21 protein-coding genes are annotated in these 20,601 nt (G+C 69.3%); 5 read left to right on the forward strand and 16 right to left on the reverse strand.

The features are described 5' to 3' along the window. Nucleotide 1: 1 nt before the first annotated feature. The 7 genes from QF037_RS17865 to QF037_RS17895 all read right to left on the reverse strand — a co-directional run bounded on the left by QF037_RS17865 (nt 2) and on the right by QF037_RS17895 (nt 5,983). Nucleotides 2–946, reverse strand: a complete 945-nt coding sequence (locus QF037_RS17865; protein ID WP_307026445.1) for a type II secretion system F family protein — start codon at nt 944–946, stop codon at nt 2–4. A 10-nt stretch (nt 947–956) separates the two neighbouring features. After that, nucleotides 957–2,294: a CpaF family protein gene (locus QF037_RS17870; RefSeq protein ID WP_307026447.1), complete on the reverse strand. Its 1,338-nt coding sequence runs from the start codon at nt 2,292–2,294 to the stop codon at nt 957–959. A 72-nt stretch (nt 2,295–2,366) separates the two neighbouring features. Beyond that, nucleotides 2,367–2,717, reverse strand: a complete 351-nt coding sequence (locus QF037_RS17875) for a TadE/TadG family type IV pilus assembly protein (protein ID WP_307026449.1) — start codon at nt 2,715–2,717, stop codon at nt 2,367–2,369. Between the two features lies 1 nt (nt 2,718). Next, nucleotides 2,719–3,126, reverse strand: a complete 408-nt coding sequence (locus QF037_RS17880) for a TadE/TadG family type IV pilus assembly protein (protein ID WP_307026451.1) — start codon at nt 3,124–3,126, stop codon at nt 2,719–2,721. Continuing rightward, entirely contained in the window at nt 3,123–4,376 is a 1,254-nt protein-coding gene (locus tag QF037_RS17885) for an AAA family ATPase (RefSeq protein WP_307026453.1), read from the reverse strand. The genes QF037_RS17880 and QF037_RS17885 overlap by 4 nt, the downstream gene beginning before the upstream one ends. A 7-nt stretch (nt 4,377–4,383) precedes the next feature. Further along, nucleotides 4,384–5,091: a Flp pilus assembly protein CpaB gene (gene cpaB, locus QF037_RS17890; protein ID WP_307026455.1), complete on the reverse strand. Its 708-nt coding sequence runs from the start codon at nt 5,089–5,091 to the stop codon at nt 4,384–4,386. Between the two features lie 40 nt (nt 5,092–5,131). Next, on the reverse strand, nt 5,132–5,983 hold the full coding sequence (locus QF037_RS17895; RefSeq protein ID WP_307026457.1) for a hypothetical protein: 852 nt from the start codon (nt 5,981–5,983) through the stop codon (nt 5,132–5,134). A 291-nt stretch (nt 5,984–6,274) separates the two neighbouring features. Between QF037_RS17895 and QF037_RS17900 the strand changes: the two genes are divergently transcribed. Continuing rightward, on the forward strand, nt 6,275–7,963 hold the full coding sequence (locus QF037_RS17900; RefSeq protein WP_307026459.1) for a chitinase: 1,689 nt from the start codon (nt 6,275–6,277) through the stop codon (nt 7,961–7,963). A gap of 42 nt (nt 7,964–8,005) precedes the next feature. Here QF037_RS17900 and QF037_RS17905 read toward each other — a convergent pair whose 3' ends face one another. Together QF037_RS17905 and QF037_RS17910 are read right to left on the reverse strand one after the other, a co-directional pair. After that, nucleotides 8,006–8,551, reverse strand: a complete 546-nt coding sequence (locus tag QF037_RS17905) for a hypothetical protein (RefSeq protein WP_307026461.1) — start codon at nt 8,549–8,551, stop codon at nt 8,006–8,008. Nucleotides 8,552–8,554: 3 nt separating this feature from the next. Continuing rightward, a complete protein-coding gene (locus QF037_RS17910; RefSeq protein ID WP_307026463.1) occupies nt 8,555–8,854 on the reverse strand; it encodes a hypothetical protein in 300 nt (99 codons plus the stop codon). A 210-nt stretch (nt 8,855–9,064) separates the two neighbouring features. On the opposite strand from QF037_RS17910, the gene QF037_RS17915 reads away from it, so the two are divergent. Both QF037_RS17915 and QF037_RS17920 read left to right on the forward strand, forming a co-directional pair. Then, on the forward strand, nt 9,065–9,574 hold the full coding sequence (locus QF037_RS17915; RefSeq protein ID WP_307026465.1) for a SigE family RNA polymerase sigma factor: 510 nt from the start codon (nt 9,065–9,067) through the stop codon (nt 9,572–9,574). Between the two features lie 83 nt (nt 9,575–9,657). Then, complete coding sequence (locus QF037_RS17920; RefSeq protein WP_307026468.1) at nt 9,658–10,929, forward strand: hypothetical protein; 1,272 nt, start codon at nt 9,658–9,660, stop codon at nt 10,927–10,929. Here QF037_RS17920 and QF037_RS17925 read toward each other — a convergent pair. Together QF037_RS17925 and QF037_RS17930 are read right to left on the reverse strand one after the other, a co-directional pair. Then, nucleotides 10,905–12,230, reverse strand: a complete 1,326-nt coding sequence (locus QF037_RS17925; protein WP_307026470.1) for an Nramp family divalent metal transporter — start codon at nt 12,228–12,230, stop codon at nt 10,905–10,907. The two genes, QF037_RS17920 and QF037_RS17925, sit on opposite strands and share 25 nt — an antisense overlap. A 77-nt stretch (nt 12,231–12,307) precedes the next feature. Continuing rightward, on the reverse strand, nt 12,308–12,817 hold the full coding sequence (locus QF037_RS17930) for an ATP-binding protein (RefSeq protein ID WP_307026472.1): 510 nt from the start codon (nt 12,815–12,817) through the stop codon (nt 12,308–12,310). A 244-nt stretch (nt 12,818–13,061) separates the two neighbouring features. Here QF037_RS17930 and QF037_RS17935 point away from each other — a divergent pair, with 244 nt between their 5' ends. Further along, nucleotides 13,062–14,411: a M14 family metallopeptidase gene (locus QF037_RS17935; RefSeq protein WP_307026474.1), complete on the forward strand. Its 1,350-nt coding sequence runs from the start codon at nt 13,062–13,064 to the stop codon at nt 14,409–14,411. A gap of 75 nt (nt 14,412–14,486) precedes the next feature. On the opposite strand, the gene QF037_RS17940 is transcribed toward QF037_RS17935, so the two are convergent. The 5 genes from QF037_RS17940 to QF037_RS17960 form a co-directional block, all read right to left on the reverse strand. After that, entirely contained in the window at nt 14,487–15,020 is a 534-nt protein-coding gene (locus QF037_RS17940; RefSeq protein WP_307026476.1) for a hypothetical protein, read from the reverse strand. 159 nt (nt 15,021–15,179) lie between these two features. After that, on the reverse strand, nt 15,180–16,652 hold the full coding sequence (locus QF037_RS17945; RefSeq protein WP_307026478.1) for a GntP family permease: 1,473 nt from the start codon (nt 16,650–16,652) through the stop codon (nt 15,180–15,182). A 114-nt stretch (nt 16,653–16,766) separates the two neighbouring features. After that, nucleotides 16,767–17,195 (reverse strand): RidA family protein, encoded by a 429-nt coding sequence (locus tag QF037_RS17950; RefSeq protein WP_307026480.1) that lies wholly within the window; start codon nt 17,193–17,195, stop codon nt 16,767–16,769. Then, entirely contained in the window at nt 17,192–17,956 is a 765-nt protein-coding gene (locus QF037_RS17955) for an IclR family transcriptional regulator (protein WP_307026482.1), read from the reverse strand. The genes QF037_RS17950 and QF037_RS17955 overlap by 4 nt, the downstream gene beginning before the upstream one ends. Beyond that, nucleotides 17,953–19,215 carry a sugar kinase gene (locus QF037_RS17960; RefSeq protein ID WP_373463741.1) on the reverse strand — a complete coding sequence of 421 codons (1,263 nt, stop codon included), beginning with the start codon at nt 19,213–19,215 and terminating at the stop codon, nt 17,953–17,955. The genes QF037_RS17955 and QF037_RS17960 overlap by 4 nt, the downstream gene beginning before the upstream one ends. Before the next feature lie 92 nt (nt 19,216–19,307). On the opposite strand from QF037_RS17960, the gene QF037_RS17965 reads away from it, so the two are divergent. Continuing rightward, entirely contained in the window at nt 19,308–20,585 is a 1,278-nt protein-coding gene (locus tag QF037_RS17965) for an amino acid deaminase (RefSeq protein ID WP_307026487.1), read from the forward strand. The last annotated feature ends 16 nt before the right edge of the window (nt 20,586–20,601 follow it).

Genomic DNA, 20,601 nt, shown 5'->3' on the forward strand with positions numbered 1-20,601 from the left:
CTCAGACGTCGATACGGGACAGGCGGCGGATCAGGACGAAGCCCACCGCGTAGAGCGCGAAGGCGACGATCACTGCCGCCTGGCCGGCCGGGGAGCCGGTCATACGGTCCAGGGCGCCGTCCTTCACGCCGTTCATCAGGAAGAGGGAACCCACTCCGAGGACCGGGACGGCGTACGACGTCATGTTGACCTGCGCCAGTTGGGTGCGGACCTCCCGGCGGGTCTCCTTGCGTTCCTCCAGTGTCTCCGTCAAGTTGCGCAGCGCGCCCACCACTTGGCCGCCCGCGCGGTTGGAGAGCACCAACGTCGTCACCAGGACCACCAGTTCGCGCGACGGCAGGCGCTCCGCCATCTCCCCCAGCGCGTCGTCCAGGGAGGCGCCCAGCGCCAGCTGGTTGGCCACCTTGCCCAGCTCCTCCCCGGCCGGGGCCTCCAGTTCCTCCGCCGCCATGCCGATCGCCGTGCGCAGGGCGAGGCCGGCCTGGGTGGCGTTGGCCAGGATCCGGGACATTTCCGGGAGTTGGTTGATGAACTTCTCGATGCGTTTCTGGCGTTGCCAGTTCAGGAACTGCACTGCCACCCAGATGCCCAGCAGACCGGCGAGGGGGCCGAAGAAGGGGGCCAGGGCCGCCTGGCTGATCAGCCACAGGCCGGCCGCCGTGGCCACCATGTAGACGAAGAACTCGCCCGGGGTGATGTCCAGGCCCGTCGCCGCCAGCCTCAGTTCCAGTTTCCTGCCGAGCTTGGTGCGGCGCAGCCGGCGGTCCAGGGTCGGGAAGCGGCGCCGGCGGCCGCCCGCCTGTATCTGGCCCGTCGCCGAGAGGCGGTCGACCAGGGCCTGGCGCTGGGCCTTGCCCATGGCGTACGCGTGCAGGCCCGCCACGGCGAGGACGCAGGTCAGCAGGGCGATGCCCGTGGTGAGCGTGATCAGCGAGTGGAGTTCCATCGGGCGGTACCTACCTGGCTTCTCGGGTCGTCAGTTCGAGCGCGGACTGGGCCACGCCGAAGGCCTGGGGGATCGGCTGGCTCGCCATGTAGAGGCGGTCCGCCGTACGGCGTGGGAGCGGGAAGTACTCGAAGGCGCCGTGGACGCGGCCGTCCGCCGACATGGGCTGGGCGTGGAAGCGGGCCGCCGTGGCCAGCCGGTAGGGCTCGGCGCCGTGGCTGTCGAGGATGGCGATCTCCGTGATGCGGCGGGCTCCGTCGGGGAACCGGGTCAGCTGGATGATCACGTCGAGCGCGCTGTTGATCTGGTCGTGCAGCGCTTCGAAGGGGACGCCGACCTCGGACATCGACGCCAGGGTCTTCAGCCGCATCAGGGCGTCCTCCGTGCTGTTGGCGTGGACCGTGGCGAGTGAGCCGTCGTGGCCGGTCGACATCGCCTGGAGCATGTCCAGGGACTCGCCGCCGCGGACCTCGCCGACGACGATGCGGTCCGGGCGCATACGCAGGGAGTTGCGGACCAGGTCGCGGATGGTCACCTGGCCCTTGCCCTCGACGTTCGGCGGGCGGGACTCCAGACGGATCACATGCGCCTGCTGGAGCTGGAGTTCCGCGGAGTCCTCGATGGTGATGATGCGTTCGCGCTCCGGGATCAGCCCCGACAGGGCGTTGAGCAGGGTCGTCTTCCCCGTGCCCGTCGCGCCCGACACGATGATGTTGAACTTGGCCTGCACCAGGCCCGCGAGCAGGTACAGCATGTGCTCGTCCAGCGAGCCGAGGCCGATCATCTCCTGGAGGGTGAAGGAGCGCGGGAAACGGCGGATCGTCAGGGTCGCGCCCGTCAGCGACAGGGGCGGGATGATGACGTTCACGCGCTCGCCGGACGGGAGGCGGGCGTCCACCATGGGATTCGACTCGTCCACGCGCCGGTTGACCGTCGAGACGATCCGCTCGATCGTCTGCATCAACTGGTCGTGGGAGGGGAAGCGGAGCGGCAACTGCTCCACCCGGCCACCGCGTTCGACGAAGATCGCGTCGGGGCCGTTGACCATGATCTCGGTGATGGACGCGTCTTCGAGGAGCGGCTCCAGGATGCCGAGGCCCAGCGCCTCGTCCACGACCCTGCGGATGAGCTGCGAGCGCTCGACCGTCGACAGCACCGGGCCCTCGCGGCTGATGATGTGCCCGAGCACCCGCTCCAGGCGGGCCCTGCGCTCGGCGGCCGCCAGCGAGCTCATCTCCGCGAGGTCGATCTCCTCCAGGAGCTTGGCGCGGTACGAGGCGACCAGGTGGCCGTCCTCGCCCCGGCTGCCGTTCTCCTCGGGGGTGCTGATGCGTGCCCGCAAGCTCATGGTGCTCCTCGTTCAGCCGAGTTCAGCCGATTTCAGCCGAGTTGATCCAAGTCCGTCCGGTTTCAGCCGGGTTCAGTGGTCGAGCGGCATCGTCGCCGTCTTGTTCGCGTCGCCGAAGTCCCAGCCGGGGACGATGGAGGGGATGGCGACGGTGGCGGTGACGGTGACCTCGTCGCCGGCCTGCGCGGCGGAACAGGTGACGGACAGCCAGTCGCTGACCGCGGTCGTACAGCCCTCCTGCGCGCTGTTCTCCAGCGAGGCCGCCCGCGCGCCGGCCCGCGCCGCCGTACCCGCCTGCTGTGCCGTGTAGGCGATCAGGCCGATCTGCACGCCCGCCATGGCGACGAGGATCAGGATCGGGATGAACCCGAGGTACTCGATGGCCACTTGGCCGCGGTCGCGGACTTTCCTGTCGTACGACATCTCAGTCCCCCTTCTCCTCCTCCACGGCACCGGCATGACCCGTCACCTCGAACGGGAAGCCGATCGCGCCCGGGAAGAGGACGGGGACCCGGAGTTCGACGTCGGCCGTGACATAGCCGCCGCCGGTGCCGCACTCCACGGTGCCGTCCCACGCGTCCGGCAGCTTCTCCAGCCCTGCCGTCTCGCACGCGCCCTGCCGCTCCCCCGGGCTCGCCGCCGTGCCCGCCCGTACCGCCTCGTCCGCAGCATTCCCCGCCAGCGTGAAGGTGTATCCCACCAGCACGAACTGCCACAGCAGCACCAGGGTGACGATGATCAGCGGGGTCATGCCGAGGAACTCGATGGTGACCTGGCCGGAGTCCCGGCGCCCCGTGCCCCAGAGCCGCCTCATGACCCCGAGCCGCCTCATGGCCCCAGCTCCTTGCGTCGGCGGAAGCCCACCGCGGCCCGGTCGCCCCTGGACCGTCCGCCCTTGTGCGCTCCCTCGGCCGGCTTGACCAGTCCCAGTTCCCCCGCGAGCCCCCACATCGCCTGCTTCACGACACTCTTGTTGTCGAGCTCGTGGACGCGTCCGGCGTCCACAACCGACTGCAGTTCCTTGAAGTTGGCGGGGATCGCCACGCCCGCGACCGGTGTGCCGGTGATCTTCCGGACCAGGGAAGGCTGGATCTCGGTTCCGCGGGTGTGCCGGTTGACGACCACCGTCGTCTCCTCGGCCTTGCGGATCTGGAGCCGGTCCCACATGCGGACGGTCCGTTTGGCGCCGCGTACCGCGATCACGTCGGGCGTGGTGACGAGCAGGGCCGTGTCCGCCATCTCGACGGCCGCCGCGCCGGCGCCGCCGATCTGGGCGCCGCAGTCGATGACGACGACCTCGTAGCGGGAGCGCAGGGCGCTGACGATCTGGCGGACGGCCCGGTCGGTGACCTCCTCGCCGCGTTCGCCCTCGCCGGGGGCGAGCAGCAGGGCGAGCCCGGTGTCGTGGCGGAAGACGGCGTCGGCCAGCACGCGGGGGGAGATGTCGGTGATGGTGGCCAGGTCGGCCACCGAGCGGCGGAACTGGACGTCCAGGAAGGAGGCGATGTCCCCGGTCTGGAGGTCGAGGTCGACCAGGGCCGTGCTGCGGCCGGACGCCTGGGCGGCGAGGGCGAGTTGGATGGCGGTGAGGGTCGTCCCCACTCCGCCTTTCGCGCCGCTGACCGTGACGACCGTGCCGCCTACGCCGGTGAACACGTCGACGGTGCCGCCCAGATGACGCCGTACGCCCACCGACCACTGGGCGACCGCCTGGACCCGGATGGCCAGTTCCTCGTAGCTCAGCGGCAGCGCCACCAGTCCCCGTGCCCCGTAGTCCATGGCGGCCTGGAAGAGGCCGGGGCTCGCGTCGGAGGAGACGAGGATGACGCCGACCGCGGGGAAGCGCAGGGCGACCTCGCGGATCAGTTCCAACGCCGGGACCGGGCCGATGCGTTCGTGGACGATCACGACCTCGGGCAGTTCGTCGAAGGACTCGGCGGCCAGGCGCGCGAGGGTGTCGACGAGCTGGGTGGAGTCGACGACCGGGGCCACCGGTTCGGCGTCCGGGAGCTGGCTGAGCAGGGTGGTGATGGAGCGGACCGCGTCCGCGTCGCCTACGGCCGGCAGGATCCTCGTGGGCATACGGCTCTCACTTGTCCTTCGCGAGTTCGTACGTGCGGTCCTGGTCGGGGACGGTGCCGGTCTCGCCCGGTGCGACCAGTGCGAGCCGGACGCGCTTGGCGAAGGACTCGGCGTACGTGATGCGCTGGGCGTCGATGGCGGAGAGCGCGAAGGTGATGGGGACGGCCTCGGTGGCCTCGCGGGTGCGGTCGTCGGCGTCGGGCTGGAGCGGGGTGAGGTCGCCTACGTCGAGGACTTTGGCGTTCGTTACGATGATCTTGGACTGGTCGGGAGCACCCTCCCGCTCACCCTCGAAGGTGGCGTACACGTTGACCGTGGAGTTCGGCGTGATCTTGCCGGCCACACCGGTCGCCGCGTCGATCATGATGGCGACCTCTTGCTGCCCGGGCTGCAGAGCCGGCTGTGCCACGATCATGTCGCTCTGCAGCAGGGAGCCCTTCTTCAGGGCGGTGACCGCGATCTTGCCGTCGATCTCACGGAGATTGCGGACCGCGTTGTCGGACAACCACCGATCGGGCATCTCGATCTTCTCGAACTGGGCCGTGCTCAACGGTTTGTAGGGCTCCACGTTCGTCTTGAGCCGGTAGGCGGTGACCTCGGGTCCGACCTTGGACTCGGCGTCGTTGATGACGGACAGGACGCCGGCGAAGGCCGCGAGGGCGCAGACGGCCGACAGGATCAGGAGTATGACGCCGCGGCGCTGACGGGAGTTCATGAACCGGACAACCTCATTGGGGGATATCGGTCGACAGGGCTCACCCGGCGGTGAGTTGGTTCTGCTGGTTCTCGGTGAGCGGTGACGTGGCGGAACAGAACACACAGCGGTCGCCGATCACATCGATGCCGCACCAGTGGCAGGCGCTCTGGCGGACCGAGGTGACCAGTTGGTAGAGGACCGAGAGGTCGGGCAGGAACGAACAGAACTCGACCACTTTCGGGGTGCCCCACCACGACGCCGACTCGGCGGGGAGCGGGACCTCGCGCAGACCCTGGACGTTCCAGGACGGGGCAAGGGTGGTGGAGACCCAGTCGGACGGGAACTGCCCCTTGGCGACCAGCAGGGCGGTGGCGAACTCGGGTCCCTTCAGGGCGGCTTCGGGGCCGATGCGGACCAGTTGCGGTTCGGGGTGGGCGATCACACCGAACTGACTTCCCGGCATCCATGACTTGGCATGCGCCTTGAGGTCCACGGGAACGCGGTCGAGCTTGGTGACGGAGCCGAGGACCGCCCCGGCGTGGATGTAGTGGGTGAGCAGCCGGCCCGCCGAGGCGAGCACGCCGGGACCGAGGTCGCAGGAGGCGAGCTGCCTCAACTGGCGGGCCAGGACGGCCAGCCCGAGGGGCGGCAGATCTGGGCGGAACACGGCGATACGGTCGCTCTCCAGGAGGGACCGTACGGTGTGCAGGCGTCGCTCGACCGCCTTCGGCACCGCCTGGGAGCAGACGACGATCACATGGCCGTGCTGGTCGATGAGCGCCTGGAGGCCCAGCAGCGTGCGCTCCAGCGGTTCCTTGTCCAGGCCCTTGAGCACGACGGCGGGCACGGTTCGCTCGTCCTGCGGCGGCAGCGCCATGTCGGCACCGGTCACGGCAATGGCAGTTGGCACGCGCAGCTCCCCGTTCCCATGCCCCGCCGGCCCGACCGGCGTTACTCCGGCACACCCAGTCGACTTCACTGCGTGACTACGTCAGCACTCTAGCCACGCCCATGTGACCGGAGAACAGCGTTTCTTCAGCTGATGGCAACTGTTTTTGCGCAAGGCTCCCCAAATCAGGGCGGATTGCATATGCCGATGCCCCTATGGGAGGACCCGCGGGACCACCGCAGACCTCGCAGACTCGCAAAGATGGTCTGGACCTATTGACGGACGCGATTGGTCTGAACCAGTCTGCTTGTCATGGCCATACTCAGACGACGCTCTGCTCGCTTCTGGTCGGCAGCGGTTCTCGCAGCCCTCGCCCTCGGTGTGTCCGGCACAGGCCAGGCCTCCGCCGCGGATGTCAACAACGCCAAGAACGCCGGCTTCGAGTCCGGCCTGACGAACTGGACCTGTACGGCGGGGAGCGGGGCCACCGTCTCCTCGCCGGTGCACGGCGGCACGGCCGCGCTGAAGGCGACGCCGGCCGGGCAGGACCACGCGAAGTGCACGCAGACGGTGGCGGTGAAGCCCGGGTCGACGTACACGCTCAGCGCGTGGGTGCAGGGCGGGTACTCCTACCTCGGTGTGACCGGCACCGGTACGACGGACGTGTCGACGTGGACGCCCGACTCCACGTCCTGGAAGCAGCTGTCGACGACCTTCACCACCGGCGCCTCGACGACCTCGGTGACGGTCTACACCCACGGCTGGTACGGGCAGTCGGCGTACTTCGCGGACGACGTCTCGGTGTACGGCCCCGACGGCGGCGGTGGCACCGACCCGGCCCCGACTGTTCCGGGCGCGCCGAGCGGCCTCGCGGTCTCCGGTACGTCCTCGTCGTCGGTGTCCCTGGCCTGGAACGCGGTGTCCGGGGCCACGGGGTACAACGTCTACCGCGGCGGTACGAAGGTGACGGCGGTGACCGGCACGTCGGCGACGGTGACCGGGCTCGCGGCGTCGACGTCGTACTCCTTCCAGGTCACCGCGACCAACGCGGCGGGTGAGTCGGCGAAGTCGACGGCGGTGACGGGGACGACGACGACCACCCCGACCGGGCCGGCGCTGCCCAAGCACGCCGTCACCGGCTACTGGCAGAATTTCAACAACGGGGCCAAGGTCCAGAAGATCTCCGACGTCCAGTCCCAGTACGACATCATCGCGGTGGCCTTCGCGGACGCCACGACCACTCCGGGCGCGGTGACCTTCAACCTCGACTCGGCGGGGCTGGGCGGTTACACCGTCGACCAGTTCAAGGCGGACATCGCGGCGAAGAAGGCGGCCGGGAAGAAGGTCATCGTCTCGGTCGGCGGGGAGCGGGGGACGGTCGCGGTCAACGACTCCACCTCGGCGGCGAACTTCGCGAACTCGGTGTACTCGCTGATGCAGACGTACGGCTTCGACGGCGTGGACATCGACCTCGAGAACGGCCTCAACGCGACGTACATGACCCAGGCGCTGCGGTCGCTCTCCGCCAAGGCGGGCTCGTCCCTGATCATCACGATGGCGCCGCAGACGATCGACATGCAGTCGACGTCCAACTCCTACTTCCAGACGGCCCTGAACATCAAGGACATCCTCACGGTCGTCAACATGCAGTACTACAACAGCGGTTCGATGCTCGGCTGCGACGGCAAGGTGTATTCGCAGGGCTCGGTGGACTTCCTGACGGCCCTGGCCTGCATCCAACTGGAGGGCGGCCTCTCCCCGTCCCAGGTGGGCCTGGGCCTGCCGGCCTCGACGAGCGGCGCGGGCAGCGGGTACGTCTCACCGTCCGTGGTGAACAACGCCCTGGACTGCCTGACCAAGGGCACGGGCTGCGGCTCCTTCAAGCCGTCCAAGACCTACCCCGACCTGCGCGGCGCGATGACCTGGTCGGCCAACTGGGACGCGTCGGCAGGGAATGCGTGGTCGAACGCGGTGGGTCCGCACGTGCACGGGTTGCCGTAGCGGATGGGGTTGAGCGTGGGGGCGGGCAGACCATCCCCACGCTCACTGCCGGAGCAGACCACCGAGGAACTTCAGCACGTCCTCGGCCTCGCGGATCACGAAGTCGGCGTATCCGTCCACCGGGTTGTCGTGGCAAAAGCGCTGCCATTCGTCGATCAGCTCAGGGGAGCGCCTAAGGCGCTGTGTGACGGCTCGGGCGAATTCCGCCGGATCCAGCTGCGGTGGATCGACCTCCTCGATCAGGTCGCCCAGGCTGCCGTACCCCGCGATGTGGTCGCTCGGAAGAAACAGCAGCCGATCGAGCCAGTCTCGCGGGCCGAAGGCGTCATCCAGATCCGCCCGCCAGTCAGCATGCCCCAGCTGCGCCGACATGAACAGGTCCCGCCAATCGATCTGCATCTCCTTGATCGCACGGAAAAGCCTGTCCGCATCGCCATTCGCCCGGATGACGATGGCGGCCGTCACTCTCTCCGACGGGACCTTGCGAAATCTTTCGGCCTCTGCTTCCTTCAGCAACCAGATGACCGTATCCGCATCGGCCCCGTACTGTTCCGCGACCCTGACGGCGATGCGATGGGTGACTGCCACGACTCACCCCATCGGCCTGTAGTAGCCCAACACCGCGGCCAGCCCCGCGAACCACTCCCCCAGCCGGTCCCTCGACTTCGCGTCCACCACGCACTCGTAGAACTGGCCGTCGAGATGGACCACGGCCAGCATCAGCGATTTTCCGTTCGGGCTCGCCTTGTAGTGGACGCTGCGGATCTCCGGCCAGTCGAAGTCGGCCTCGACACCGTTGAGTTCCAGGGTGACTCCGGACGCGTCGACGGACACCGAGCTACGGCGGTCGACGGCGAGGAACTCGGGGCCGGCGGGGGGCGGTGGGGGCATCGGTGGGGGTGGACCGAAGCCTTGGGGCGGGTAGGGCGGGTGGGTCATGGTGAGCCCCCGGGGTGGTGTGCGTGGGTGTGTACATACGGCAACCTACTCGTCGTACCCGGCCTCAAGATTCCCCGCATCTCGTGTGAAACATTTCCGGGGTGCCACCGCATCAATGAAGTGAGAGCGCGCAGTCGGCGCCTCCACGAGCAGGGGGAACACATGAGACAGGTCCTTGCGGACCAGTACGCGGAGTTCGCGGCGGCACGCGCGGGGCATCTGTACCGCTCCGCGTGCCTGCTCACCGCCGGGGACACGTATCTCGCCGAGGACCTGGTGCAGGAGACCCTGGGCCGGCTCTACATCAGCTGGCACCGGGTGGCCCGGGTCGGCAACCCCGCCGGGTACGCGCAGACCGTCCTCACCCGGGCGTTCCTCGCCCACCAGCGGCGCCGCAGCAGCAAGGAGCGCGCCACCGCCGAGTTCCCGGAGCAGGCCTACGCCGACCACGGCGACGTCCCGCTGCGCCTCACGCTGCTCCAGGCGCTGGCCCGGCTGCCCGCCAAGGACCGGGCGGTGGTCGTACTGCGCTACTGGGAGGACCGCTCGATCGAGGAGACCGCCGACGCCATGAACGCCAGTTCCTCCGCGGTCCGCACCCGCTGTACCCGCGCCCTCGGCCGGCTGCGGGAGCTGCTGGGCGAGGACCTCGGAGAGTACGCCCGCTTCTGACGGCCCCACCCGTCCCTGTGCCCTCGCCTCATCCACACCTCTGACTTCTCATCCTTCACACCTCGGGGAAACGGTGGTTAGCCATGCCCGCTCAACAGCAAAGTGATCCCTTCGAAGACCGTGTCGTCGCCGAACTGCGCGACGCAGGCGGCCAGTTCGACGCCGACGCGTACGCGCTCACCACCGCGGGCCTCGCCCGTGGCCGCCGGCTGCGGTTGCGGCGCCGGGCCGCCGTCGTGGGCGGCGCGGCCTCCCTCGCGCTCGTCGGGGTGGGCGGGGCGCTGCTCCTGCCCGGCGGCGGTTCGGACCCGGACCCGTCCTCGGTGGCCTCGAAGCCGAGCGCCACGGCGACCGTGCCGCCCGTCTCCGGCCAGGAGCTGATCAGCACGCTCAAGGAGCAGCTCGGCTACGGCAAGTTCAGCCAGGAGACCGGCCGCGGTACCGAGGACGCGCCGTACGCGTGGCTCGTGTGGGACGACGGGGACGGGGGTTCCGTCGTCTCCGTGAGCATGGACCGGGTCGAGCCGGGCACCGAGCAGACCCGGCAGTGGACCGAGTGCCCGGACAAGACGTTCACGCCGTACGACAGTTGCCGGACGAGCCGGCTGGACAACGGCTCCGTGCTGAGGATCTTCCAGGGGTACGAGTATCCCGACAAGCGAGAGCCCACCAAGCACTGGACCGCCGACCTGATCACGCCGAAGGGCCAGCACGTCGCGGTGTACGAGTGGAACGCCGAGGCCGAGAAGGGCTCGCCGGTCACCCGCGAGAACCCGCCGCTGGACGCCGCCGAGTTGAAGAAGCTGGTGACCGCGCCGGCGTGGCTGACGGCGGTGGACGCCATCCCCAAGGAGGACAAGTCCTCGCTGGCAAGCCCGGAGGAGACCGCCGCCCCCACCAGCGACATCCGCAAGACGCTCGTCGATCTCCTCCCCGACGGTCTCACCCCGGTCTCGAGGGGCGGTGACGAGTCCGGGTGGGGCTATGTCGTCGTCGACGACGGCAAGGGCAAGAGCCTTGTCGAGATCAACGTCCAGCCGAACATGGGGGACCTGCTCGGCGAGAGCATCTTCCAGGGCGCCGAGGAGGTCGGCGACGGCACGATGCTCGTCACCCGCGAGGACGCCGGTGACAAGGACGTCTCGGGCACGGTCAGGTGGACCGTCGACACGGTGCGGATCAACGGGCTGCGGGTCGTGATCAGCGCCCTCAACGCGGGCGGGCCGCACGACGCGCCGAGCCGTGACAAGCCCGCCCTGACGATGGAGCAGCTCAAGAAGATCGCGCTCAGCTCGAAGTGGGGGCCGAGCCGGGAGGAGTCGCAGACCGGTCAGAAGAACTCCGACCAGGGCTGATCCCAGATCTGCTTCACGCACAGCACCAGGAACAGCAGTCCGGCGATCACCAGCATCCCGTTGCTGATCAGGCCGTTGCGCCATTCGGCCGGTGTACGCGAGGAGTTGAGGAGCCAGATCAGCGTGCCGGCCAGGAAGGGAAGGAAGGCCGCGCCCAGGACGCCGTAGAGGATGATCAGGCGGAAGGGCTGGCCCTGGAAGAGCAGGACGATGGGCGGGAAGGTCAGCCACAGCAGGTACGCGCGGAAGGGCCAGGAGCGTTCGCGCGCACCGGAGGCGACCTCCTCGCCCGTCCCCTTGCCCTCGCCCTTGTCGCGGAAGCGGGCGACGAAGTCGGCGAACATCAGGCTCACGCCGTGCCAGACGCCGATCAGGGAGGTGTACGAGGTGGCGAAGAAGCCGATGAGGAAGAACTTGGCGGTCGCCGAGCCGTACTTGTCCTCCAGGATGTCGCTGAGCTGGATGAGCCCCTTGTCGCCACTGGCGATGGCGATGTTCGCCGAGTGCAGCATCTCGGCGCCGACGAACAGCATGGAGATGACGAAGATGCCGGTGGTGGCGTAGGCGACGCGGTTGTCGAGCCGCATGACCTTCATCCAGCCGGTGTTGGTCCAGCCCTTGGCGTTGACCCAGTAGCCGTACGCGGCGAGGGTGATGGTGCCGCCGACGCCGCCGATGAGGCCGAGGGTGTTGAGGATCGAGTCCTTCTCGTCGGGGAGGACGGGCAGCAGTCCCGCGAAGGCGTCGCCCAGGTTCGGGGTGACGCGGACGGCCAGGTAGACCGTGACCACGAACATGACGCCCACCAGGACCGTCATGACCTTCTCGAAGACCTCGTACTTGTTGAACCAGACGAAGACGAGGCCGGTCAGACCGCAGGCGACCGCCCACCACTTGAGGTCCATCACGTCCGGGAACAGCGCCTGGAGCGGGAGCGCGCTGGACGACATCGCGGCGGCGCCGTAGACGAAGCCCCAGATCACCACGTAGGCGACGAAGAACCACGAGGTCCAGCGGCCCAGGCTTGCCCAGCCGTCGAAGAGGGTGCGGCCGGTGGACAGATGCCAGCGGCCGGCGGCTTCGGCGAGGGAGATCTTGACGAGGCAGCCGATGACGGCGGCCCACAGGAGCGTGTAGCCGAAGTTGCTGCCCGCGATGAGGGTCGCGACCAGGTCGCCGGCGCCGACGCCGGTGGCCGCGACGACGATGCCGGGTCCGATGTACTTCCAACTGGACTTACGAGGTCGGGAGTTGCCGGATGATGCCTGGGTGTCCGTGGGGTTGCCCGTGGTGTCCGCCATGCAGGTCAAGAAAGCCCAAAGCGGCCTGCCCGGCAAGAGGGCCTGCGTGGATCTTCACCTGATGCGCGTACTCGACGTCACAACAGCTCTCGCCGACCACAGTCGTCGGACCCGCACGTGCCGAGCTCGAACCACACGGTCTTGCCCGGCCCGTCCTGATGGCAGCCCCAGCGCCGGGCGAGCGCATCCACCAGGAACATCCCCCGGCCGCTCTCCGCGGTGCCCGCCTGGGGAGTGCGGCGGCCGACATCGGCGACCTCGCAGCGCAGCACGCCGTGCGAGGCGGAGAGGGTGAGCCGGAAGCTGCTCGCGGTGGGGGTACCTCCCGCGTCGTTCGGACTGTGGGGGCGCAGCAGGGCGTTGGTGGCGAGTTCACTGACGAGCAGCTCGGCCGTGTCCACCAGGTCCTCCTGGTCCGCGAGCCCCCACCTCTCCAGTTGTCGGCGGACCGTGGCGCGGGCCTCGCGGACGGCGGCTGGACGGGGGGTGTACTCGACGCTCAGATGGCCTGCCCCCAAGGGGGGTTGGAGGCACGAGGCGTACCGAGGATCGGGGCCCGGGGGGCGGCTCCCGGAGAGTTGCAGCATGGGAGCAGGATGTCCGCCGCGACCGTGACACAAACGGGGAGGAATACCCGATTCACTACCTAAGGACATCAGTTCGGGATCGGGCCACGGCCGCCGGGTTCCGGCCACCGCGCCTTTATTGACTCTTGACCTGCTCATGCCATAGGCGCACGATGAGCGCCGCACCCGCACCTGTGAGTCACCTGTATCCCCACTTGCTCCAGGCCCGGAGACCCCGGAATCCCTGGAGAAACTAGGAGACTTCATGCGACTTCGCATACGAGGCTCAGGCGCCCGCGGCGGAAGACGTACCGCTGTGTTCGCCGCCCTCCTCGCCCTCGCGCTCGCGGCACCCCTCTCCCCGGGCGCCAGTGCCGACAGCACCGCCAAGGCGGCTCCCTCGGCGGACACCATCCGCCAGTACGAGGTCCACACGCACGCCACGGTCAAGGAACGCACGGCCCTCCAGCAGGCCGGCGTGGCCATCGACGAGGTGGACGACCACGGTGTCGTGATCTCCGGCCGCGCCGACCAGATCAAGAGACTGCGGGCTCAGGGCTACGACATCACGGCGCTCGGCGCGGTCCCCGACCGGTCCTCCGCCGAGGACGGCGAGGTCGGAATCCTCGACTTCCCCTCGGCCGACTCGAGGTACCACAACTACGCGGAGATGACGAGCGAGATCAACTCGGTCGTCTCCGCCCACTCGTCCATCGCGAGCACCCGCGTGATCGGCACCTCGTACCAGGGCCGGAACATCGTCGCCATCAAGATCAGCGACAACGTGGCGACCGACGAGTCCGAGCCCGAGGTGCTGTTCACCCACCACCAGCACGCCCGTGAGCACCTCACCGTCGAGATGGCGCTCTATCTGCTCAACGAGCTGACCTCGGACTACGGCACCGACTCCCGCGTGACCAACATGGTCGACAACCGCGAGATCTGGATCGTCCCGGACCTCAACCCCGACGGCGGCGAGTACGACGTCGCGACCGGCTCCTACCGCTCCTGGCGCAAGAACCGCCAGCCCAACTCAGGTTCCTCGTACGTCGGTACCGACCTCAACCGCAACTGGGCCTACCGGTGGGGCTGCTGCGGCGGCTCGTCCGGATCGACCTCCTCGGAGACATACCGCGGCCCGGCGGCCGAGTCGGCGCCCGAGGTCAAGGTCGTCGCCAACTTCGTCCGCAGCCGGGTCGTCGGCGGCGTGCAGCAGATCAAGGCCGGCATCGACTTCCACACGTACAGCGAACTGGTCCTGTGGCCCTACGGCTACACGACGGCGAACACGGCCACCGGCATGACGGCCGACGACCGCAACGCCTTCGCGACGGTCGGCGGGAAGATGGCCGCGAGCAACGGCTACACGCCCGAGCAGTCCAGCGACCTGTACATCACCGACGGATCGATCGACGACTGGCTGTGGGGCAGCCAGAAGATCTTCGCGTACACCTTCGAGATGTACCCCTCGTCGAGCTCCGGAGGCGGCTTCTACCCGCCCGACGAGGTGATCGCGGCCGAGACCGCGCGCAACCGGGACGCCGTGCTCCAGCTGCTGGAGAACTCCGACTGTATGTACCGGTCCATCGGCAAGGAGACGCAGTACTGCAGTTAGAGGTGGACGGGTCGGCGGGGAGCTGCGGGCCGGTGATGGCCGGTCGCGCAGTTCCCCGCGCCCCTGGGTGGGTGACTAGTCGTCCTCGGTCTTGTCGGCGGCGGCGTCGGCGTCGTCTTCGAAGTAGGCGTCGAGGACGGCGTCCAGCTGCTCGTCCCACTCCTGGAAACGCGCCCGCGACGTGGCCTCGATCTCGATCGGGTACCAGCGCCGGTCCGGGGTGTGCACGGTGATCGTGTACCGCTTGCCGAAGCGCGGCGTCTCGGTCTCGACCGCGCCGATCTCGTCCCAGCGGAACTCGCACCGCTCCTCGTCGAGGCTCAGGCGCACGCCCTTGGCGTCGGCGACGATCTTCGCGCGGCGGTCGGACGCCTCGAAGACAGGGCCGTCCGCCGCGTCCGCCTCCGGCTCGTCGGGAGTGGGTTCCTCCTCGGTGTCGGCGGCCTCCTTCTTCGTGAGGGACACCTCCTCCGCGAGGGGCTCCTCGGCGTCCTCCGGCTCGACGTCCTCGGGCTCGCCGGACACGGGTGAGGTCAGCCCGGGGATGAAGGCCGGGTCGAACCCGGCGCCTTCCAGGGGCTTGCTGCTCGAACCTATGCGCTGCTCCACAGCGGGAAGTATGGCGGACGAAGCTGTGCCGTGGGGCGCCGGGGGCCGAGGTCGGCTGCTGGGAATGCCGAATCGGCGGATCTGTCCCCCACCGACGCACCGGCAACATGCGCATGTACCGCCGGTGGGGGGACAGATCCGTCGATCACCGTCTCCCGCCTACACGATCAGGCTGAGCACGGCCGCCATCACGAAGCCGACCACCGACAGGACCGTCTCCAGGACCGTCCAGGTCTTCAGCGTGTCCCGCTCGCTGATGCCGAAGTACTTGGCCACCATCCAGAAGCCTCCGTCGTTCACATGCGAGGCGAAGATCGAGCCCGCCGAGATGGCCATGATGACCAGGGCCACGAAGGCCTGGGAGTGGCCGCCCGCCGAGAGCAGGGGCGCCACGATGCCCGCCGTCGTCACGATCGCCACCGTCGCCGAGCCCTGGGCCACCCGCAGGACCACCGAGATCAGGTACGACAGGACGATCACCGGGAGGCCCACGTCGTTGAAGGTGTCCGAGAGCGCCTGGGCCACACCGCTCGCCTTGAGGATCGCACCGAAGACCCCGCCCGCACCCACGACAAGCAGGATGTTGCCGACCGGCTTGAGCGAGGCCGTCGAGACGGTCTCCAGGGACTTGCGGGACCAGCCGCGCCTCAGGCCCAGGAGGTAGTACGCGAGGAGCAGCGCGATCGTCAGGGCGACGAAGGGGCTGCCGAAGAACTCGATCACCGAGCGGCCCGTGGAGGGGTCCAGGGCGATCGAGGAGAAGGTGGCGGCGAGGATCAGAACCAGCGGGGTGCCGATGATGCCGAGGACCGTGCCCAGCGGGACCGGGTCCTCGCGGGGCTCCACGCCCTGCTCGCGCTGCTCGTTGACGACCGCGAGCCTGGCCTCCGCGGCCGCTTCCACCATGTCCTGCGGTACGGCCACGAAGATGCGCCGGCCGATCCACGCGGAGTACGCCCAGGCGGCCAGTACCGCCGGGATGCCGCAGACCACGCCCATCAGGATGACCCAGCCGAGGTCCACGTGGAGCAGTCCGGCCGCGGCCACCGGTCCGGGGTGCGGGGGCAGGAAGGCGTGGGTCATCGACAGACCGGCCAGGAGGGGGAGGCAGTAGAGCAGGATCGACCTGCCGCTGCGCTTCGCCGCCGCGTACACGATCGGGGCGAGGACGAAGATGCCCACGTCGAAGAAGACGGGGATGCCGAAGATGAGGCCGGTGAGGCCCATGGCGAGGGGCGCCCTCTTCTCACCGAAGAGGTTGAGGAGGCGGGACGCCAACACCTCGGCGCCGCCGCTGACTTCGAGGATCGCGCCGAGCATCGTGCCCAGGCCGATGATGATCGCGACATGGCCGAGGATGCCGCCCATGCCGGACTCGATGGTGGAGACGGCGTCGGAGCGCTGGACCGTGCCGAAGAGTTCGGTGACCGAGAGGCCCGCGAGGAGGCCGACGGCTATGGAGACGGCGAGGAGGGCGACGAACGGCTGGAGTCTGACCTTGATGATCAGGAAGAGGAGGAGGGCAATGCCGATGGCGGCGACGGTCAGCAGACCGGCCGTGCCGTCGATGAGGAGGAGCAGACCACCTGTGTGCGGGGGAGCTTCGGTGGTTGCGGCGAGCGGTTGGGACATGGGGGTCCTCTGCTTGAGTGCATACAGCTTTCGGGCAGGGGGTATCGCGGCATGGCCACCCGTCGGGGGCCATGCCGTCCGCTTACGGCGTGCGGGAGTTGAGGGGGTGCGGGCTCAGCCGAGTACGGCGAGCGCGTCGATCTCGATGAGGAGTCCGGCGGGGAGGCCGACGTAGACCGTCGTGCGGGCGGCCGGGGGCGCGGTGAGGCCCTGCTCCTCGAAGTAGGTGTTGTAGATGCCGTTCATCTCGGCGAAGTGGTCGACGTCCGTGAGGTAGACGCGGATCATCATCACGTCGTCCCAGCTTGCACCGCCCTCCTCCAGGATCGCCTTGACGTTGGCGAGGGTCTGCAGGGTCTGCTCGCGCAGGGTGGGGCCGGCGGGCGTCGGGGGCTTGCCCTCCTCGGCGGGGAGGAAGCCGACCTGGCCGGCGACCTGGAGGATGTTGCCCTTGCGCACACCGTGCGAGAACTTCGCGGGCGGCGTGGTGTGGGTCCTGGGGGTGAGCGCGACCTTCTCGGCCTTCTCGGTCTTCTCGGTCATGAGGTGGCTTCCTTGACGGGAGTTCTGCCGGAGTACTCGCCGCTGACGGTGTCCGCGGTACGGCGGACCAGCGGGAGCAGGGTGAGGAGTTCGTCGGCGGTGACGACGACGTTCGGGGCGGAGACCGACATCGCGGCCACGACCCTGCCGTCGGCGCCGCGGATCGGTGCGGCGACGCAGTTGATGGACTCCTCGTGGCCACCGAGGTCGGTGGCCCAGCCCTGTTCGCGCACGCGATCCAACTCCTTGAGGAAAGCGGGTGCGTTGGGGGTCGAACGGGACGTGTACATGGGGTACTCGAGCTTGTCCGCGAGGGTGCGGCGCTCGGACTCGTGGAGATCGGCGAGGAGCAGCTTGGCCACGGCCGCGACGGTGATCGCGACGGGTTTGCCGATCCGGGAGTACATCCTGACCGGGTAGCGGCTCTCGACCTTGTCGATGTAGAGGACTTCCTCCTCCTCGTACACGGCGAGGTGGACGGTGTGGCCGCACTGCTCGTTGAGGCGTACGAGGTGGGGGTGGGCGATCTCGCGGATGTCCAGGTTCTCCATCGCCTCCTGGGCCAGCGCGATGAGGCGGGCGCCGAGGCGGTAGCGCTGGTCGGACTGGCGGTAGACCATGCCGTGTTCGTGGAGCGTGCGCAGGAGCCGCAGTGCCGTGGACTTGTGGACGCCGAGGCGGTCGGCGACCTGCCCCAGGTCTGCGGGACCTTCTGCGAGCAACGGCAGGATGCTGAGCGCGCGGTCGACGGTCTGGCTCATGGAATGCGTACCTCCTCCGGGGCCTGCACGGCTTGCGTCCAGCCGGGGCCGAGTCGAAGTGTCCCCCAGGTGCCGTCGTCCACGGCCGCCAGACGGTCGAGGGTGTCGCGGGCGGGGGGTACGGCGAGGTCACCGCGGGTGGTGAGGGTGGCGGCAGCATGGAGATGTGCGGCCCGGAGACAGGCCTTCACGGAGAGACCTCGCAGCATGCCGGAGAGAAACCCGGCAGCAAAGGCGTCCCCGGCACCGGTGGTGGCCACGACGTCGACGTCGAGGGCGGGAACAAAGGTGGGCGAGGAAGCCTCGCCTTGTGACTCCGGGTCGGTGCCCGACCTCAGGGGCGCGGGGAACTGCGCGACCAGCCCCCACCGGCCCGCAGCGCCACAACTACCCGCACCCTGCGCGGACAAGGAAACCTCACCTTGGGACCCCGGCCCGCCACCCGCCCCCAGGGGCGCGGGGAACCGCGCGACCAGCCCCCTCCGGCCCGCAGCCGACACGAATGCCGCGGCCCCCTTGGCCCCTTGCTTCACCACCAGCACGCCCGGCTCCGGCAGCAACTCCCGGATCGCCTCAGGTCCGCCCGTCACCCCCCACGCCTCCTCCGCCTCGTCCTCCCCCACGAACACCACATCCGCCCGGCGTGCCAGTTCCCGCACCACCCCCGCCCCCTCGGCGTCCCGCCACAGGTCGGGCCGGTGGTTCACGTCGAAGGAGATCAGGGGGCGCCCCGCGCCAGGAGCCGTCAGCTCGTGCAGCAACCCCCGGCAGTCCTCGGACAACGCCGCGGTGATGCCCGTCAGATGCAGCACCCGCCCCGCCCGCACCGCCTCCAGATCCACGTTCTGCGCAGACATCGCCGACGCCGCCGACCCCGCCCGGTAGTAGGCGACCTCGTGCGCGTCCGTACCCCGCTCCCCCGCCGTACGGAAGTACACGCCCGTCGGCCGCGCCGGATCACGGCGTACGGCCGACACGTCCACGCCGTACGAACCGACCGTCGCCACCAGATGGTCACCGAAGCCGTCCGCGCCCACCCGGCTCACCCACCGCACGGAGTGCCCCGCGGCGGCCAGCCCGCAGGCCAGGTTCGACTCGGCCCCGCCGATCCCCCGCTCGAACGACGGCACATCGGCGAGAGGGCCGGGCCGACTGGGCAGGAACGTGACCATGGACTCGCCGAGCGCGACGACATCCACGATGTCGGGGGCGTTGGTCACGATGGTCGTAGCTCCTCGGTCTCGGTCATGGGGGTCCATTGACCCTGCGTTGGCCGAGATGTTAGACAGCAGTAAGCGATATACGCAATGGACGTTGCAGCAAGCGCAACGCACCAGATCAGGGAGGCTCCATGACAGCCGACAGCCCCTCCGAAGCGCTCGCCCGCCTGGCAGAGGACCGTGTCGATCACCGCTTCAAGGGCCTCCCCCCGGACGCCGACGGCCTCACCGTCGCCGAGCTCGCCGCCCAGCGCCGCAACCTCTTCACCGACGGCTTCACGACCCCCGTCCTGGCCCTCTCCGCCGAGCGCCTGGAGCACAATCTGCGGCTCATGGAGACCTACTCCGAACGGCACGGACTCGCGTTCGCCCCGCACGGCAAGACCTCCATGGCACCCCAGCTTTTCCAGCGCCAGATCGAGCACGGGGCGTGGGGCATCACCCTCGCCGTGCCGCACCAGGTCCGCGTCGCCCGGGCCTTCGGCACGCAACGCGTCTTCCTCGCCAACGAACTCGTCGACCCGGCCGCGCTCCGGTGGATCTCCGCCGAGCTCGACTCCGACCCCGGCTTCCGACTCATCTGCTACGTCGACTCCGTACGCGGCGTCGAACTCATGGACGCGGCCCTGCGCGGAGCCGGCCGCCCCCTCGACGTGGTCGTCGAGCTCGCCGCCGGTGACGGCGCCCGTACCGGGGTCCGCACGGAGGCCGAGTGCGCCGCTGTCGCCGACGCCGTGGCCGCCGTACCGACCCTGCGGCTCGTCGGTGTCGCCGGGTACGAGGGGGAGGTCCCGGACGCCGACCCCGAGCGTGTGCACGCCTGGCTGCGGCGGCTGGTCTCCCTCGCGGTCGCGTTCGACAAGGACGGGCGGTTCGGCGGCACGGACGAGGTCGTCGTCAGCGCGGGCGGCAGCGCCTGGTTCGACGCCGTCGCCGACGTGTTCGCGGAGATCCCCGAACTCTCCCTTCCGGTACTGAAGTTGCTGCGCTCCGGCGCGTACGTCTCGCACGACGACGGCCACTACCGGAAGATCACCCCCTTCAACCGGGTCCCGGAGGAGGGCGCCCTGGAACCGGCGTTCCGGCTGTGGACGCAGGTCGTCTCCCGGCCCTCCCCCGAGCAGGCCTTCGCCAACGCGGGCAAGCGGGACGCGGCCTACGACCTCCATCTGCCGTTCGCCCAGGTCGTACGGCGGGAGGGGGCCGAACGTCCCGCGGACGGCATCGAGGTGACCGGCCTGTCCGACCAGCACGCCTGGCTGCGCACCGGGGCCGAGGCCGATCTGGAGGTCGGTGACTGGCTCGGCCTGGGGCTGTCCCATCCGTGCACGTCCTTCGACAAGTGGCAGCTGATTCCGGTCGTCGAGGCGGACGGCACGGTCGTCGACTACATCCGTACCTACTTCTGAACCTGCTTCTGAGGGG

Source organism: Streptomyces canus (assembly GCF_030815415.1).
Classification (GTDB): Bacteria; Actinomycetota; Actinomycetes; order Streptomycetales; family Streptomycetaceae; genus Streptomyces; species Streptomyces canus_F.

Excerpts from the sequence above, each read along its gene's own strand:
- QF037_RS17865 (WP_307026445.1), bottom strand. The coding sequence starts at position 946 with ATGGAACTCCACTCGCTGATCACGCTCACCACGGGCATCGCCCTGCTG.
- QF037_RS17870 (WP_307026447.1), bottom strand. The coding sequence starts at position 2,294 with ATGAGCTTGCGGGCACGCATCAGCACCCCCGAGGAGAACGGCAGCCGG.
- QF037_RS17875 (WP_307026449.1), bottom strand. The coding sequence starts at position 2,717 with ATGTCGTACGACAGGAAAGTCCGCGACCGCGGCCAAGTGGCCATCGAG.
- QF037_RS17880 (WP_307026451.1), bottom strand. The coding sequence starts at position 3,126 with ATGAGGCGGCTCGGGGTCATGAGGCGGCTCTGGGGCACGGGGCGCCGG.
- QF037_RS17885 (WP_307026453.1), bottom strand. The coding sequence starts at position 4,376 with ATGCCCACGAGGATCCTGCCGGCCGTAGGCGACGCGGACGCGGTCCGC.
- cpaB (WP_307026455.1), bottom strand. The coding sequence starts at position 5,091 with ATGAACTCCCGTCAGCGCCGCGGCGTCATACTCCTGATCCTGTCGGCC.
- QF037_RS17900 (WP_307026459.1), top strand. The coding sequence starts at position 6,275 with ATGGCCATACTCAGACGACGCTCTGCTCGCTTCTGGTCGGCAGCGGTT.
- QF037_RS17910 (WP_307026463.1), bottom strand. The coding sequence starts at position 8,854 with ATGCCCCCACCGCCCCCCGCCGGCCCCGAGTTCCTCGCCGTCGACCGC.
- QF037_RS17915 (WP_307026465.1), top strand. The coding sequence starts at position 9,065 with ATGAGACAGGTCCTTGCGGACCAGTACGCGGAGTTCGCGGCGGCACGC.
- QF037_RS17920 (WP_307026468.1), top strand. The coding sequence starts at position 9,658 with ATGCCCGCTCAACAGCAAAGTGATCCCTTCGAAGACCGTGTCGTCGCC.
- QF037_RS17925 (WP_307026470.1), bottom strand. The coding sequence starts at position 12,230 with ATGGCGGACACCACGGGCAACCCCACGGACACCCAGGCATCATCCGGC.
- QF037_RS17930 (WP_307026472.1), bottom strand. The coding sequence starts at position 12,817 with ATGCTGCAACTCTCCGGGAGCCGCCCCCCGGGCCCCGATCCTCGGTAC.
- QF037_RS17935 (WP_307026474.1), top strand. The coding sequence starts at position 13,062 with ATGCGACTTCGCATACGAGGCTCAGGCGCCCGCGGCGGAAGACGTACC.
- QF037_RS17945 (WP_307026478.1), bottom strand. The coding sequence starts at position 16,652 with ATGTCCCAACCGCTCGCCGCAACCACCGAAGCTCCCCCGCACACAGGT.
- QF037_RS17950 (WP_307026480.1), bottom strand. The coding sequence starts at position 17,195 with ATGACCGAGAAGACCGAGAAGGCCGAGAAGGTCGCGCTCACCCCCAGG.
- QF037_RS17955 (WP_307026482.1), bottom strand. The coding sequence starts at position 17,956 with ATGAGCCAGACCGTCGACCGCGCGCTCAGCATCCTGCCGTTGCTCGCA.
- QF037_RS17960 (WP_373463741.1), bottom strand. The coding sequence starts at position 19,215 with ATGGACCCCCATGACCGAGACCGAGGAGCTACGACCATCGTGACCAAC.
- QF037_RS17965 (WP_307026487.1), top strand. The coding sequence starts at position 19,308 with ATGACAGCCGACAGCCCCTCCGAAGCGCTCGCCCGCCTGGCAGAGGAC.